The following is a 14274-nucleotide window of genomic DNA, read 5'->3' as shown; positions in this document are numbered from 1 at the left end:
AGGTCAACCCCCTACCTGCGCTAAGCAACCTGGCGCTCCTTGCGTCGCGATGGGGACCTTCGGTCGGCTTCCGCCTTCCGCCTCTGGTCCATGTCCTGCTCCTTCTTGACCTGCGGCAGCGGCTCGCGTTCAAACGTCGGGATGTCGAGAAAGGTCATGACCTTCTCCGCTTGGCTGGCTGCACGGAACAGGGTCCTGGGGTCGTCGGCCAGAGCTTTCATCCAGGACTGCAGGTAGGCAGCGTGTTGCTCTTCGTGCTTCTTGCCCAGGGCAATCCCCAGTCGCTCGGAAATGAACAAACTTGAGAGCTCGGCTACCAGCTCCTCTTTGGCATACCCCTCCGTCCCGAATCGCCCGGTTAGATCGCGGTCGAGCCGGTGCTTGGCCCCGGTCCAATGGGCCAGTTCGTGGAGCACGGTTGACGCATAACTAATCGGATCTTGAAAGCTGCCGGCTTTCGGAACGTGGATGCTGTCGGTAGCAACGGAGTAGAAGGCCCTGTTCCCGCCATCGTGATGAAGTTTTGGCTGGTGCTTGTCCAACAACTCTCGCAGACGCAGGTTGCGGATCGACTCGGGCATGATGAAGGGCGGCGGGGGCTCGGGCATGCCATCCATTTGGCTGGCATTGAACACCGTGGCGACGAACACCGATGGTCCCTGGTATCCGCTCTTCTCTTCGCCTTCGGTCAACGGCTCGGCACCGTCTTTGGCTTTGCCGGCCTTGCTGAAATCCCAGTAGGCGATCTGCTGCCCCTTCTCGCCGCGCTTGATTTGGGCCCCAATGCTTTGCGCCTGGCGATACGTCAGCCATCGGTGGTCCTCGTAGCCGTGGACCAGTTGAGCCCCGCGCAAGATGAGCGTGTTGCTGCCGCGATAGGCCTTGCCCGTGGTCGGGTTGTAGGGCCCGTTGATCGAGCCGTTCTGCGGGGCGTCGGGGTCGTTCCAGGGCCGGCGCCAGGGGATGGTGCCTTGCTGCATGAGTTGGAGCATTCGCTCGGCGGTGGTTTGGATGAGATCCGAATACTTGGACATGGGTGGTTGCCTCAAATCTTTTTCAACCTCCTGCGCCTCTCAACAGGTGGTTGTGGGTAGATGGGGTCAGAACTCGATATGAAGGGTCAGACTCTTGCGGTGATACAACGCTCGCCGCACCAGCTCGGCGATTTCGTCCTCGCTGCGCAATCCCTGGTCGCCGTCTTTTCCCAGACGGACATGGAGACCAAACCCGCTCTGCACGAGCAAGTATTGCGGGTCCGCTTCCGGCGTCTCTGGGCTCTCCAGATCGGCCGGGCCGATGGCCGATTCGGGGAACGCGTCGTCGGGGATGTGGTTGGGCGATGGCATGGGGGCTCCGTTTTGGTTTGGATACCCCTTTGCAATAGCGCACCATCGCCGGTTGTAAAGGCCTACGCGGCTTCAGCCATCGGTGCGCCCGACAGGAGGGCGATGGCTTCCATGGCCTCTTTGCTCAGAGGGTCACCCAACGGAACCTCCTCGTCCGGGATGGCCTGGGGAGCCCCGCCCTCCAGGCGCGGCTTCAATCCCCCCACGCGCAGGTTGACCCAGCGCTCGGCCTTCGATCCCTTCGTCGCCTTCTTCTGCTTCTGCTGGAGCCCCGGCATCCGTTCGCGCACCCGCTTCCAAAGCTCTTCAGCACCCACCGGCTTGCGGCCCAGCTCATCCAGAACGTAGTTTCGGTAGTCTGCATAGATGTCGTTCTTGTCGGTCCACGTGCCTTCTTCTTCGATGACCATGCGCTCGGCGAAATAAGATGCCGTGGTGTCCGTCTCTTGCCGGGTCTGCTCGGCCAGCGCTTTGACGGCCTCGGGCATTTCCTCGGGCAGGCCGCCACGCTCAATGAGGCGCATGGCCCCCTCCAGCAGCCAGTCGATGATCACGGCCATTTCCGCCGGGTCCTCGGTCAGCTTCTTGTGGAAGTCCGGATCGCGGTCCTTGTCGTTCTCGGCCAGGCGCACATTGAACGGGATCATGCAAATCTTTCGCCAGAAGCCGTGTTCGTGACTCGTCACCGAGAACATGGCGTTCAGTGCCAGGAAGAGCGTGCCGCGCGGCACCGTGGTGTAGGCATCTTTGCCCTTGTTCTCCGCTGACATGGGATCGCGCGAGATAAGCGCCTTCAAGACCTGCTGGATGGGATCGGAGAGGACCTTGGGCGCCTCTGTCGCCAGATAAAGAGTCTTGGAAGCGAGAGGTGCCATGGCGAACTGCCCATCCAGCTTGTCGATGCGGACCGCAGTGTTCTTGGGGTGGATGGCTCGCAGGACGTGAAGCAAGGTGCTCTTGCCGTTGCTGCCGCTTCCCAGCAACAGGAAGGCTTTTTCCAGGCACATCGGCATGACCGACGACGCCATGGCTTCTTGAAGCAACCCTCGCACGGCCATGTCCGGCATGAAGCGATCCAGATATTTGGCCCACCGCGACTTGGGGTCCAACGGCTTGGGGGTGTAGCGGCCGGACCTCACCTGGTCGAGGTTGAGCTTCGCTGGGACCAAGGAAGTGATCCCGTGTTTGGGGTCGGCCGGCAGGTATTCGATGTAGGCCTTCTTGTTGGCGTCCTTGAGGATCTCCAGGTAACCGCCCTTCAGCGGCACGATGGCCCGATGCTGGCTTTCAGGCAACTTCATGCCAGGCAAGCGGATCATTTCGAGAATGGCCGTCTTGACGCAGCTGGTCGCGCTGCTCTGCTTGGCGTCCTCCGGGGCGTGCTTGCGCATCCAGTCCAACGCGTGGGCTTCTACTTCCCGGGTGGCTTGCGGGGCCCAGATGCCTTCGGACTCATTCCACTGATACAGCGAAAAATCGATCTCGCCGTTGTCCATCTTGCCGCCAATGCGGAAACAGTTGGCGCGGCGCATATCGTCGGCATAAGCCAGCTCAAACGAGAGGTCTTCCCCAATAACGCCCAGGTCATCCGTGGCGTCGTTGGGATTGGCATCGGCCCCAAAGGCCTTGCCCTTTTTCTTCGGAGCCTGATCAACGGCGTCGCCATTGGCCTCCCCGCCCTTGACAGGGCCAGTCTTCGACTTACTCTTCATGTTGTAATCCCTAGTAGTAAACGCCCCGGTTCGCACCCGGGGTTTTTTATGCCGCTTGACTGGGGCGATGCACCCACTCTTGAAGCGCCTGACGCATGGCCTCGGAAGGGGTTTGCCCACGGGCCACCGCCGTCTCCTCCACCAACGCCTTAAAACTTTTGCTGACCCGGGCCTTCAACAACTCATCCCGTGCGGTCTTTTCGCGCTTCGTCTTCACTGCCTGCTCCGTTTCTTGATTTGTGGTCCTGTTGTGGCCACAAATCCATCTAAGCAGGCTTTACGGAACTGGCAAGGGCTCGCGCCAACGGATGTTCGTTTCTGCTTTCGATGCTCCAGAAACACTTGAAAGTGTGAAATACCTCAAGCATCAGCCTGGGAGGTAGCAAGTGCTTGTTACCCACTTGTTACCCTTCAAACCCTTATGTTTACTGGGGGTAACAGGTGGTAACAAGGTAACAAGTGGTTTAAGAGATCCACGCAAGAAAAATCCACTCACCGCTCACAACATCCATGCATACACCCATCGGGAGCTCGCGATCCACCCGTTACCCTGTTACCCCTTGTTACCTCCTTATGGGACAAGGCTTTCACGGGTAACAAGGGGGTAACAGGTGCTTGTTACCTGTTAGGAAAAACAAGAGCAAAAGCGGCTTGAAGCAAGAGCCGGCGGCTGCTCGCCGCCGAGTCTTGAAGAGGGAAAGGCGGGCCTCCGGCCTCTACTCGTAGAGGTGGAAGCGGGACCAAAACCCGGGGCGCCTGGGACCGATCAGTTCGTTCCCCACCGTGACTTTGACCGCCCCAAGCGGCAAGAAATGAAACGTTTGATTCGCGTGGATCTGCAAAGCCGTCATCGCTGCGCACAACGGATCGATGTCCCCCGCCAGCACCAGGATTTTTTCGCTTGGAAGGTGTTTCTGTTGACTCCTGATCGCGGCAAGGGCAAGCGAACCCGCGCCGCAACAGCTGTCGTAGACCTTGGCTCCGCTCCCACCAGGCCGATGCCTGGTGGCAAGGGTTTGAACCAGATCGAGAAGATCGCCGGGAGTGAAAGACTGACCCAGCCCTTCCCCACCCTTCCTGGCCAGCAGCTCGGCATGGACCCGTCCCAGGACATCGTCAAACGGCCTGCTTGCGAAGACCGCTTTGATGTAAGCGTTGATGGCTGCTACCACTTCAGGCGCTTCTTCGACATTTTTTTTCAAGGGTCCAAAAGCAAGGACTTTGGTGTCGAGGTGACCCTTGGTGTCTGCGTGGATATGTGCCATTGACATCAGTGCGTGCTGAACGAACGTTTCGAATGCAACCCGCGGATTCCACGGCTTGCCAGGAGTGGAAGGGATGGCGCGGATGGCCTTCACAAGGTTGGCGACCTCATTCATCGTTGGCCGCCCCCATGTCAGCGCCCGTCACCCGGTTGGCCTTCTCGAGCCGGATCTCCTCATCCATGGCGATGAACCGATCTCGCGTGAGAGACCAAAACACCACCCGCGTTTCCAGGTATTGAGTGATGATGTCTTTGCACTCGACCACCACGCGCCCGATGGGCATCCGCCAGATCAACTGGTTTGACAGCAACTGAAGTGCGGTCATCGCAGCACACAACGGATCGCGGTCGTTCGCTTTCACGGTAAGCCCCCGAAGGGCCTTCGAATCCTTCCCGGCCAGTTCGTGAAGCTTCACAAGCAACAGCGTGCCGGCTCCGCAGGTGGGGTCACCCATGGGCCACTCGTCTTTTTGAGGCGCTTGAGCAAAGGCGTTCATCGCCCTCGCCAAGCCCCAAGGGGTGAAATGTTGAGCGTCGTTCTTTTTCCCTGACCACACCAACTCATTAAACAATCGGCCCAGGATGCATTCGAACGGCTCGAAGGTTTCCACTGCGCCGCCGTAGGCCTGGCCCGCTTCGTGGCACCAATCCTCGCTTCCTTGCACGTCAGTCCCAAGCAGCGTCAAGTCACACCAGGCGACCAAGGGCCCAAATCCCCGGGTGAACAACTCCTCGGCCTGATTGATCACGCAAACCTTCAGCGCAAACGCGGTGAACTTGCGCATCTTTTCCCTGGGCGATTCCCCGGGGATGGCTTGGATAGCCTTCAACAACCGCTGGTAAGCATTGTTGCGGGGATCGGTCGGCTTTGCCTTCTTCGAAGTGCCCTTACTCATCGTTGGCCGCCCCCACGTCAGCGCCCACCCCAGAACTCACCCGGGCAAAGTCCAGCTCCAGGAAACATCCGCGGATCTGCCCCTCCCTGACCGCCCGCTTCAAGCGACGGGCGCCCTCCTCGCCGTAGGCAATCCACGCAGGGCCAGCAGGGGGCGCGTCACCTACGTCTCCGTTGGCCCGGTGGAACTTCAAGCGGCCCTCCTGGAAGACCACCGCGCTGACATCGGGGTGGTTCAGCACGAAACTTTGGAACCAGCGGGTCTCGGTTCGCGCAAACACCAGGGCGATGCCGCCCCCCGGGTGGTTGGCCATCTTCTCCATCCAGGCCTCTTGCCCCCGGCCGAACGGCGGGTTCATGAAAACGAAGGCATCCGCCGGCCATTCCGACGCCAGGCCGTCATCGCTGGGCTTGAGCATCCGAGCCGCGGTGGGCCACGGCATCCCGTTCTCGGGCGTTGCCGGATCCAGGTCGAAGGGCCCCAGGCCCGTGAAGCCTTCCCTCGGGCTGCCCCAAATATGCTCCGGAGGGGTGAGCCAAGTGGTGGTTGTCTCGAACTGCGGCAAGCGGTCGAAACCAACTGTGGCTGCGGCGAGCTTTTTAGTCCGGGGGATGGAGGTGGTTTTGCGCTCCTTCGGCATGAAGAGGTTGTTCGGGTCAGACGAAGCGGAGAGGATGTTCAATGTGCACACCTTATGGTTGATAGGGAGTTGTTGTTAGTTCGAGGGATTCAGACCTGCGTAGCGGGTCCGAGGTACAGCAAGGGCATCTACGGCAGCTGCACGTCCAGGTGCATGGCAATGTCTTCCAGCGCGTCTTCGTCGGCTTCACCGCCCTCGACCAATGCCCCCACGACAAGGCTGACGTCCACGTCCAGATCAATTCCCCAAATGCTCCACGTCGGCGCATTGAGCTCCTCGGTGCTGAGCCCGTGAAACTGACTCAATGCGTCTTCCCATGACTCGGCTTCGAAGGTGTAGCGGCGGCTGGCGAGCCCCGTCGCCGTCAGCAAGAGGCGTTGCGGCAACGCGGGCGCGACGGGATCGGCGACACCATCGTGGTCGTCCTCCTCGTCCGATCCGAACTCCATCTCACCGGCTCGGTTGAACACGTAGTCCGGGATCGCCTCGTACACCGCGTCCCCCACGCCTCCGCATACCTCGTGTTCGATTCTTTCCAGAGAGTAGGCCGATGACTCAATCAGCCACTGTGCGGCGATTTCAGGATCAAGCGATTCAAGATGGTTGATCGCATCGGACACACACGTGACATCCATGGCGACGCTGTAGTCGACCCACACCGGGCCGGTGACGCTGATGGTGTATCGCTGTTTCATTGGCTGTTCCTTGATGATTTGGCAAAGCTCCGCCCTCACGGCCAAAGGGCCGCGTTGAACGTTTGCTTTATGGGGTTGGGTTACTGCGCGCCAGCAGAGAGGCAAGCGATGCCCGCACTGCCTTAGGCAAGCCCGGAAAGGCGATCGCTGCCCGGGTTGGGGTTACGACTCGGACTGCAAGCCGGGCAGCGGCGCCGTGCGCAGGAGGGGCTGGAAGCTGCCGAGCCACGAGGGAGGCTGCAAATCGCCGGGTGCATGCTGATCGTATGTATCCAGAACAAAGCCGGGCTTGGATGAATGGCCTTTCGTAGCGGCGCGGCACCCCACGGACTCGACCACAAACTGCGTGTCGAAATGGGTCACGACTGCTCGGTAAGAACCGTAAACTTGAATGCAGGACGTGACTTCCTCCGACGTCAGCAAGTCCGGGAGCGTCATTTCAAAGAGTTCCCTTTCAATGCTATCCATCCCCTCAATGAGGGAAGCCGCACTGGTCGTCAAATAGATCTGCGGAACGATCGCTCCATGAGATCGAGAGGAACGATTCGACTTCCGATTACGGCGGGATTTGCTGCTGGGCTTCTTGCTCACGATGGACTCCGAAGGTTGATGGATGCGGAAGGTTGGGTAGCGGTACGAGAGGACAGAGATCACCACCACGAGTCGTAGAAGACATTCCAACCCTGATCGATGAGGCGGCACGCTCCATCGATGAAGATCAGGTCGAAGTGCTGTTCTTCGGGAAGAGACTCGCCAAAGAAGTGCCCCTCCGTTTTCGGAAGCTGTCCGGAAAGCACGGCCTGCCGGAGGTCCTCCAGGTCCTGCCTAGACAGAAACAGGGGCTTCTTGTTGAACTTCATCGGGTCTTTGCAGCCGCTCCGGCTGGCATACAGCGCCTGCATGTAGCCATGCAGATCCGGGTGCTTGCGCCATTCCATGATCGGCACGGCGGTGTTGTCCACCACGTCTTTACGGGTTTTTCCTGCAAACATATCGAGTCCCACGGGAGCATCTCCTTGGTTTTTGGGTAAAGCTTCGCCGTCGCGGCAGATCTGCCGCGCGGAAGAAGTGATCGAAGTAGTGAGCCGCTTGGCCTGACCTACGCCCTTACTCGGAAGCGGTCACGCCCGGACTACAGGTTTCCTTAGGCACCGACCCAAAGTGCGTGCTGAGAGCAGTGCCACTGGGCGGGCCTGGTAGGCGGGGGAAGTGTTCAAGGGCGTCTCCGTTTCTTGTGCGCCCATCCTACCCACTCGCTGGCGACCTCCCATGAAGGGCTAAATCACTGAAAGTGATCGTTTTTCAAGGGCTTGCAAGCAATCATTTTCACGACAAAGTGCGCGAGGACCCGGCATTCGGGCATCCCATTTCGCGGTAAGCCTTTGCCTCAGCCGAGGCTTGCCTCACGCGCCCTGTTCAGCGCTTGGCGGACATCGCTCAGGATCGAGTCGACAGCGTCCATCAGCACGTCGTGCAGACGCCGCTCGACCCAGGGCATCTGGAGCGCCTCCAGGGTCGTGTGAGGCTTTGCGAGGTGGGCAGGGTAGGCCGCGGCAGAGCCAAGCACCCGCCCTCGATCATCCACCGCCCAAGGCAGCACGCGTTCAAGCGCCTTAATGCCAAGCCGCTTGAGTGCCTTTGTCAGGGATTCAATCTCGGCATCGGCCTCAGCGCGCCTGATCTTGGCTACAGCCAATGCTGCCGACAGCGCACTTGCCTCATCCTCTTCGATACGTTGGCGGCCGGCCGATATCCATCGCCCGTTCACCTCCGCCTCGCTGCAATCCAGGACGGATCTCCAGTTGTAACGGGTGCCACCTTTGTTGCTCTTCGCCCTCGTGAAATCAGGAAAGAGCCCCTTCCCCGCCCGGCGTCGACTGTTCAATGAGTCTAGGCTGATGCCCATCGTGTAAGCGGCGACGGCGCCGCTCACATCAGGCTCCAAGCCTTTTCTTGCTCGCGATAGCTCGTCCTGATGTTGCTCGCTCAATGTAACGAGCGGTGACGTCGGATCTTTTCGAGGCCGGCCACGACGCTTGCCCCCCATAATCCCTGGGTCTCGACCTTTAGCTGTTGGCTGGCGTTCTCTCACTGGGCGGCCTCAGAAGCGGAATCGACCGCCACCGACATCTTTTGCGGGTCGGGCAGGCTCAGGCAGAGAGTCGTCCAATGCGTCTTGGCGGGCAGAAGAACGCGCCACCCGCAAGACCTTTTCCACCTCGTCCAACGCAGCGCTCATGGCGGCGTCGTAGGGTTCTCTTGCGTCGACGCTGACCCAAGCCTCCAGCAGAGCCTCGGACAGCGATGCATCCCACACGTTGCCTTCGTCCAGGGCCCGGTCCAGCAGATCTTCCGAGACCGAGAGAACGTGACCGGCGATACAGCCGTCGCTCATTACCCACCCATGGCTGATCGACACGCAGTCTCGCAACGACAGGAAGGACACGCCCTTGCCGACCGCCTTCTTGAGCTTCTCCAACTCCGTCCGGCCCGTCTTTACCGCGAGCTCCCGCTCGAGCTCGCGGATCTGCTGGCGCAGAGCGTCTTCCTCTGCCACCAGCCGGCGCTCCTTGGCTGAGCGACCCAATCGAGCGCGCTGCCACTCGACGAGATCCTCGTACAGATAGCGGACGTGCTGATTGGCCCCGCCGTGAAGGCTGCCCGCGCCTTTTTGAAAGGGCGGCCCCAGCGGGGGCGACCGGCGGCGCCACTCGCCCAGCGTGTCGAAATGCACCCCGAGAAACTGGGCTGCGGCCTTGGTTGAAACGGTGGGCGTCAGGCCGGCTGCAGCGCGCGACAGCTCTTGGTCCAGCGCGCGTTGAAGCTTGGCGCGGTAGTCCTCGTCACTGCGAACCGTTTCAATCGTCTGCATGGCTCAGCGCCAACTTCCTGTTCCTTGGAGCGAACAGTTTAACCGGCTCCTCGCCGGCCTCGTCGAGGCGGGGCTTGTCCAGCCCCTTGAGCCGGTTCCAGACCCGGGGACTGCGGGCCACCATCATCTCCTCAACCTCACCAAATGCCTCGCGAAGGCGTGCCCACTCCTGCTGCGTGTAGCGTTCGGAGACCGGAGACATGCCATCGCCACCGGCCGTGCGGACGTGGTGGTGGAGCATCTGCGAGACAATGCGGCTCTCGCCAAACTTCAGGGCCGCATAACGCCCAAGGGTCCGCCGCAAATCATGCGTGGTCAGGCCCTGGTCGACGTCATCCCGAATGTCCCCCGTATCTCCCTGCTGCCCAACCAAGCCCGCGTCGCGACGCACATTGGCGAGGATCGATTTGCTATCGAGGTAATGGCCCGACTTGCTGCGGCTAGAGCGGGCGGGGAACACGAAGCGTGTCCGGTCCACCTTGCGCAACGCTTCCTGGACGCCTGCCTCCAGTGCAGCAAGGACCGTTCGTGCCGCCCCCTTGGCCTTGGCTGACTTCAGCAACGACTCTGCTGCAGCCAGTTCGCGCAGGGCACCGTCGTCGTCCAGCCGGGTTTCAAAGCGCAGTCGCAGCACCCTCTCCGCGAAGTAGCTGATCGGCAGGAAGCGCTCTTCGCCCGATTTGGTGTCGAACATGAAGACCTGCGGGCCCTCCCGCTTCGTATAGCGGTTGATCTCCCCGGGCTGGCCCAGCCAGACCCATGACACTTCTTCTTGGATCAACTCGCTGTGGGAACAGCGATCCATCCAGCGCAGTTGCGCGGCTTCGCTTCGACGCGTGCCCCAAAGCAAGGTCAGCAGCAGATAATCGGACGCGCCGGCGTTGTGGCCACCCTGCTCATCCCGGCGCCCCACAATCGACTGCAACACCTTTGGGAGCGTGTTGTCGGTCAGCGGATTGCGGACCGCCGCCTTCTCATAATGCTTGCGGAGGTTCCGGGCGCCTCTCAGCAAGTGCCTATCAAAGATGGCCTGCAGGGGGTTGTGCCTCAGCCTAGACTCTCGCCCTTCCCGTCCCGCCAGGACGCTCTCACGTTTCAGCACCATGGCCACCGCGCGATGGGCATCCGTGAAGCTGTGTTCGGTGGCGGCCAGGCCACTGGCCCGGACGCGCTGGACATACTTTCCCGTGATCCCCAGGCTTTCCAGTGTCCGCGTATCCAGCTCCGCCCAGTCCTCGTAGCCCGCCAAAGCTTCTCGCATCGGGGTCGGAATGCGGTTGGATCGGACCATCGCGCTCTTGCGCAACGCGTCGAACGCGGCTTCCACGTCGTCGTCGGTCACATCGGCCACGGCCCGCTGAGCGAACCCCACTTCCGGACGTGACAATCGAGCAAGGCTGTCCTCCAACGCCGTCAGGCTGGACTGCTTCACCAGTCGCTTGGTCACCCGGTCCTTCATGTCGGCGATGTAGACGTCGAAACAGTCGGCCACGGTGAGCCGAGCCAGTCGACCGTCCTCTTGCTGCTGCTGGCTAGCCCGCGCTGCCCGAGTCTTCGGGTTCTCGCCTGACGCCTTGAGCTCCTGAATCAGCTCCCGGGCCACGGAGTAGGCCTCTTCCAGCCCCATGTCCGTGACGTTGCCCAACGCAAAGCGGCGGACCCCCTGCGTTCCGCGCCGAACCACTTCATAGGTCGTCCGGGTCTTGCCCACGTAGAAGCCAAACCCTACCGGCGCCCCTTGGTTTCCATCCAGCACGCGATAGGCCTTATCGCCCTGCTCCGCCGGCCGCTCCACCAGCTTGGCGCGCTTGCCCAAGCCTCCCGACGCAGGGATGCGCCGAACTGAAAGCTCCATCACCTGTTGGTGGGTCAGACTAAACTTGGTGGCCTGGCGCCGGGTGGCGCGGTCCGTCGCAACATTTTTTGGCATGATCGTCCGTGTCCCGATTGGCGTCGCAACACGATCTTTGCCCAAGCAACCGGCCGTCGCAACACCATCGCAACAAAAAACCCCGTTACTTGCCGTTTCTGACGGCAACCCGCCTTCACTCACCGAGACGGACTCCATTGCAAGCCACTGATTCAAAAACAAAACGGAACGAATCCAAGGGGAGTCAAGAGCACACCCCCCTGATGAAGCAGTTCTTCGCAGCCAAGTCCGACTACCCGGACCTGCTGCTGTTCTTCCGCATGGGCGACTTCTACGAGCTGTTCTATGACGACGCCCGCAAGGCGGCGCGGCTGCTGGACATCACCCTGACCCAGCGCGGCAGCTCCGGCGGTGCGCCGATCCCGATGGCCGGCGTGCCGGTGCATGCCTACGAAGGCTACCTGGCGCGGCTGGTGGCGCTGGGCGAGTCAGTGGCGATCTGCGAACAGATCGGCGACCCGGCGCTGGCCAAGGGCCTGGTCGAGCGCAAGGTGGTGCGCATCGTCACCCCCGGCACCGTCACCGACGAGGCGCTGCTGGACGAGCGCCGCGACACCCTGCTGATGGCCCTGTCGCGCAGCAAGCAGGGCTACGGCCTGGCCTGGGCCGACCTGGCCGGCGGCCGTTTCCTGGTCAATGAAGTGGAAACCGACGATGCGCTGGAAGCTGAGCTGGCCCGCCTGGAGCCGGCCGAGCTGCTGGTGCCCGACGAAGAAAACTGGCCGGAGTTCCTTCGCCAGCGTACCGGCGTGCGTCGCCGCGCGCCGTGGCTGTTCGATGCCGACAGTGGCCGCCGCCAGCTGCTGAACTTCTTCAAGCTGCATGACCTGAGCGGCTTCGGCATCGACGACAAGCCGCGCGCCACGGCGGCAGCCGGTGCCCTGCTCGGCTATGTCGAGGAAACCCAGAAGCAGCGCCTGCCGCACCTGACCTCGATCGCGATGGAAACCGCTGGCGAGGCGATCGCGATGAACGCCGCCACCCGCCGCCACCTGGAACTGGACACGCGCGTCGATGGCGATACCCGCAATACCCTGCTCGGCGTGCTCGACAGCACGGTGACGCCGATGGGCGGCCGCCTGCTGCGACGCTGGCTGCACCGCCCGCTGCGCCTGCGCGAGGTGCTGGTGCAGCGCCACCATGCAGTGGAAACGCTGATCGGCCGCGGCAGCGACGCCGACATCCGCGAGCAGTTCCGCCGCCTGGGTGACCTGGAGCGCATCCTCACCCGCGTGGCGCTGCGCTCGGCACGCCCGCGCGACTTCTCCACCCTGCGCGATGGCCTGGGCCTGCTGCCAGCGGTGCGCGAGGTGCTGGCGCCGCTGGATTCGCCGCGCCTGCAGGCCCTGCATGCGGCGTTGGGCGAACACGACGAGTGCGCGCAGCTGCTGGCCAGCGCCATCGCCGAAATGCCGCCGCTGAAGCTGAGCGATGGCGGCGTGCTGGCCGATGGCTTCGATGAAGAGCTGGACGAGCTGCGCCGCCTGTCCACCCATGCCGACCAGTTCCTGGTCGACCTGGAACTGCGCGAGCGCGAGAGCAGTGGCATCCCCACCCTGAAGGTGGGCTACAACCGCGTGCACGGCTACTACATCGAAATCAGCAAGGGCCAGTCCGACCGCGCGCCGGTGCACTACACCCGCCGCCAGACGCTGACCAATGCCGAGCGCTACATCACTGAAGAGTTGAAGGCGTTCGAGGACAAGGTCCTGTCCGCGCGCGACCGGTCACTGTCACGCGAGAAGTACCTGTACGAGCAGCTGCTCGACACCCTCGGCGGGCAGCTGGAGCCGTTGAAACAGTGCGCAGCCGCGCTCAGCGAGCTGGACGTGCTGGCGGCCTTCGCCGAACGTGCGCAGGCGCTGGACTGGGCACGACCGGAACTGCAGGTAGAACCCTGCCTGAAGATCGAACGCGGCCGCCATCCGGTGGTCGAGGCGGTGCGCGAGCAGCCGTTCGAACCGAATGACCTGGACCTGCATCCGGACCGTCGCATGCTGGTCATCACCGGCCCGAACATGGGCGGTAAGTCGACCTACATGCGGCAGAACGCGCTGATCGTGCTGCTGGCCCACATCGGCAGCTTCGTGCCGGCCAGTCGTGCGCTGATCGGGCCGATCGACCGCATCCTCACCCGCATCGGCGCCGGCGATGACCTGGCCCGCGGGCAGTCGACCTTCATGGTCGAGATGGCCGAGACCAGCTACATCCTGCATCACGCCACCGCGCATTCGCTGGTGCTGATGGACGAGATCGGCCGTGGCACGTCCACCTACGACGGCCTGGCACTGGCCGACGCAGTGGCCCGCCACCTCGCCTACCAGAACCGCTGCTACACGCTGTTCGCCACCCACTACTTCGAGCTGACCGCGCTGGCCGACGAACAGCACGAGGGCGGCCGCAGCGGCATCGCCAACGTGCACCTGGACGCCGTCGAGCATGGCGAGGCACTGGTGTTCATGCACGCGGTGAAGGATGGCCCGGCCAACCGCAGCTTCGGTCTGCAGGTGGCCGCACTGGCCGGCCTGCCGCGCGCCACCGTGGCGCAGGCCCGTCGCCGCCTGGCCGAGCTGGAGCAGCGCGGCGGCGAAACCCATGCAGCCGAACTGGCACCGCAGGCGCTGGATGCGCCGCAGCAGTTTGGCCTGTTCGCGGCACCGGCCAGCAAGGCACAGGAAGCACTGGCCACGATCGATCCGGACGAGCTGACTCCGAAGCAGGCGCTGGAAGCCCTGTACCGGCTGAAGGCGCTGCTGTAACCACAGCGCCGCGATAGGCCTTGGGCCCGGGGAGTTTCCCCGGGCTATCGAAAGCCCCCGCGAATCCGATTCTGCATTTCAATTGACAGAATCTATCAACCTGAACGAATCATTCGATTATTCATTTCATCTGGCCCTAGCTACAGTCGAGTGAAGATGT

At 62.2% G+C, this 14274-nt stretch carries 14 protein-coding genes; 1 reads left to right on the top strand and 13 read right to left on the bottom strand.

The annotated features are described in order from the left end of the window. Positions 1-20: 20 nt before the first annotated feature. The 13 genes from D7Y61_RS02555 to D7Y61_RS02495 all read right to left on the bottom strand — a co-directional run bounded on the left by D7Y61_RS02555 (position 21) and on the right by D7Y61_RS02495 (position 11355). Positions 21-1034, bottom strand: a complete 1014-nt coding sequence (locus tag D7Y61_RS02555) for an ArdC family protein (protein ID WP_180864870.1) — start codon at positions 1032-1034, stop codon at positions 21-23. A gap of 66 nt (positions 1035-1100) precedes the next feature. Then, positions 1101-1346, bottom strand: coding sequence for a hypothetical protein (locus D7Y61_RS02550; RefSeq protein WP_099595987.1), 246 nt, complete (start codon positions 1344-1346; stop codon positions 1101-1103). Between the two features lie 62 nt (positions 1347-1408). Then, on the bottom strand, positions 1409-3058 hold the full coding sequence (locus D7Y61_RS02545) for a DNA primase family protein (protein ID WP_008265409.1): 1650 nt from the start codon (positions 3056-3058) through the stop codon (positions 1409-1411). 46 nt (positions 3059-3104) lie between these two features. Beyond that, positions 3105-3275: a ribbon-helix-helix protein, CopG family gene (locus D7Y61_RS02540; RefSeq protein ID WP_140222693.1), complete on the bottom strand. Its 171-nt coding sequence runs from the start codon at positions 3273-3275 to the stop codon at positions 3105-3107. Positions 3276-3774: 499 nt separating this feature from the next. Next, positions 3775-4437, bottom strand: coding sequence for an N-6 DNA methylase (locus D7Y61_RS02535; RefSeq protein ID WP_049451765.1), 663 nt, complete (start codon positions 4435-4437; stop codon positions 3775-3777). Further along, positions 4430-5218, bottom strand: coding sequence for a hypothetical protein (locus D7Y61_RS02530; protein ID WP_146256385.1), 789 nt, complete (start codon positions 5216-5218; stop codon positions 4430-4432). The genes D7Y61_RS02535 and D7Y61_RS02530 overlap by 8 nt, the downstream gene beginning before the upstream one ends. Beyond that, positions 5211-5900 carry a phage N-6-adenine-methyltransferase gene (locus tag D7Y61_RS02525; RefSeq protein WP_229298517.1) on the bottom strand — a complete coding sequence of 230 codons (690 nt, stop codon included), beginning with the start codon at positions 5898-5900 and terminating at the stop codon, positions 5211-5213. The genes D7Y61_RS02530 and D7Y61_RS02525 overlap by 8 nt, the downstream gene beginning before the upstream one ends. Positions 5901-5986: 86 nt before the next feature. Further along, on the bottom strand, positions 5987-6553 hold the full coding sequence (locus D7Y61_RS02520; RefSeq protein ID WP_008267292.1) for a hypothetical protein: 567 nt from the start codon (positions 6551-6553) through the stop codon (positions 5987-5989). 162 nt (positions 6554-6715) lie between these two features. Next, positions 6716-7144 carry a hypothetical protein gene (locus D7Y61_RS02515; RefSeq protein WP_146256386.1) on the bottom strand — a complete coding sequence of 143 codons (429 nt, stop codon included), beginning with the start codon at positions 7142-7144 and terminating at the stop codon, positions 6716-6718. 59 nt (positions 7145-7203) lie between these two features. Further along, positions 7204-7557 carry a hypothetical protein gene (locus D7Y61_RS02510; protein WP_040008476.1) on the bottom strand — a complete coding sequence of 118 codons (354 nt, stop codon included), beginning with the start codon at positions 7555-7557 and terminating at the stop codon, positions 7204-7206. A 383-nt stretch (positions 7558-7940) separates the two neighbouring features. After that, on the bottom strand, positions 7941-8486 hold the full coding sequence (locus D7Y61_RS02505; protein ID WP_049446852.1) for a hypothetical protein: 546 nt from the start codon (positions 8484-8486) through the stop codon (positions 7941-7943). A gap of 168 nt (positions 8487-8654) precedes the next feature. Further along, on the bottom strand, positions 8655-9425 hold the full coding sequence (locus D7Y61_RS02500; protein ID WP_008266608.1) for a nucleotide-binding protein: 771 nt from the start codon (positions 9423-9425) through the stop codon (positions 8655-8657). Then, a complete protein-coding gene (locus D7Y61_RS02495; protein ID WP_040008484.1) occupies positions 9412-11355 on the bottom strand; it encodes an integrase in 1944 nt (647 codons plus the stop codon). Before D7Y61_RS02495 ends, D7Y61_RS02500 begins: the two co-directional genes overlap by 14 nt. A gap of 137 nt (positions 11356-11492) precedes the next feature. Here D7Y61_RS02495 and mutS point away from each other — a divergent pair, with 137 nt between their 5' ends. Continuing rightward, the gene (mutS, locus tag D7Y61_RS02490; protein ID WP_430543691.1) at positions 11493-14114 is read left to right on the top strand and encodes a DNA mismatch repair protein MutS; all 2622 of its coding nucleotides are present in this window, start codon (positions 11493-11495) and stop codon (positions 14112-14114) included. The last annotated feature ends 160 nt before the right edge of the window (positions 14115-14274 follow it).

The organism is Stenotrophomonas maltophilia (assembly GCF_013464485.1).
GTDB classification, from domain to species: domain Bacteria; phylum Pseudomonadota; class Gammaproteobacteria; order Xanthomonadales; family Xanthomonadaceae; genus Stenotrophomonas; species Stenotrophomonas maltophilia_AW.
The sequence above is the reverse complement of the archived record's forward strand: the minus strand, read 5'-3'. Positions and strand labels throughout refer to the sequence as shown.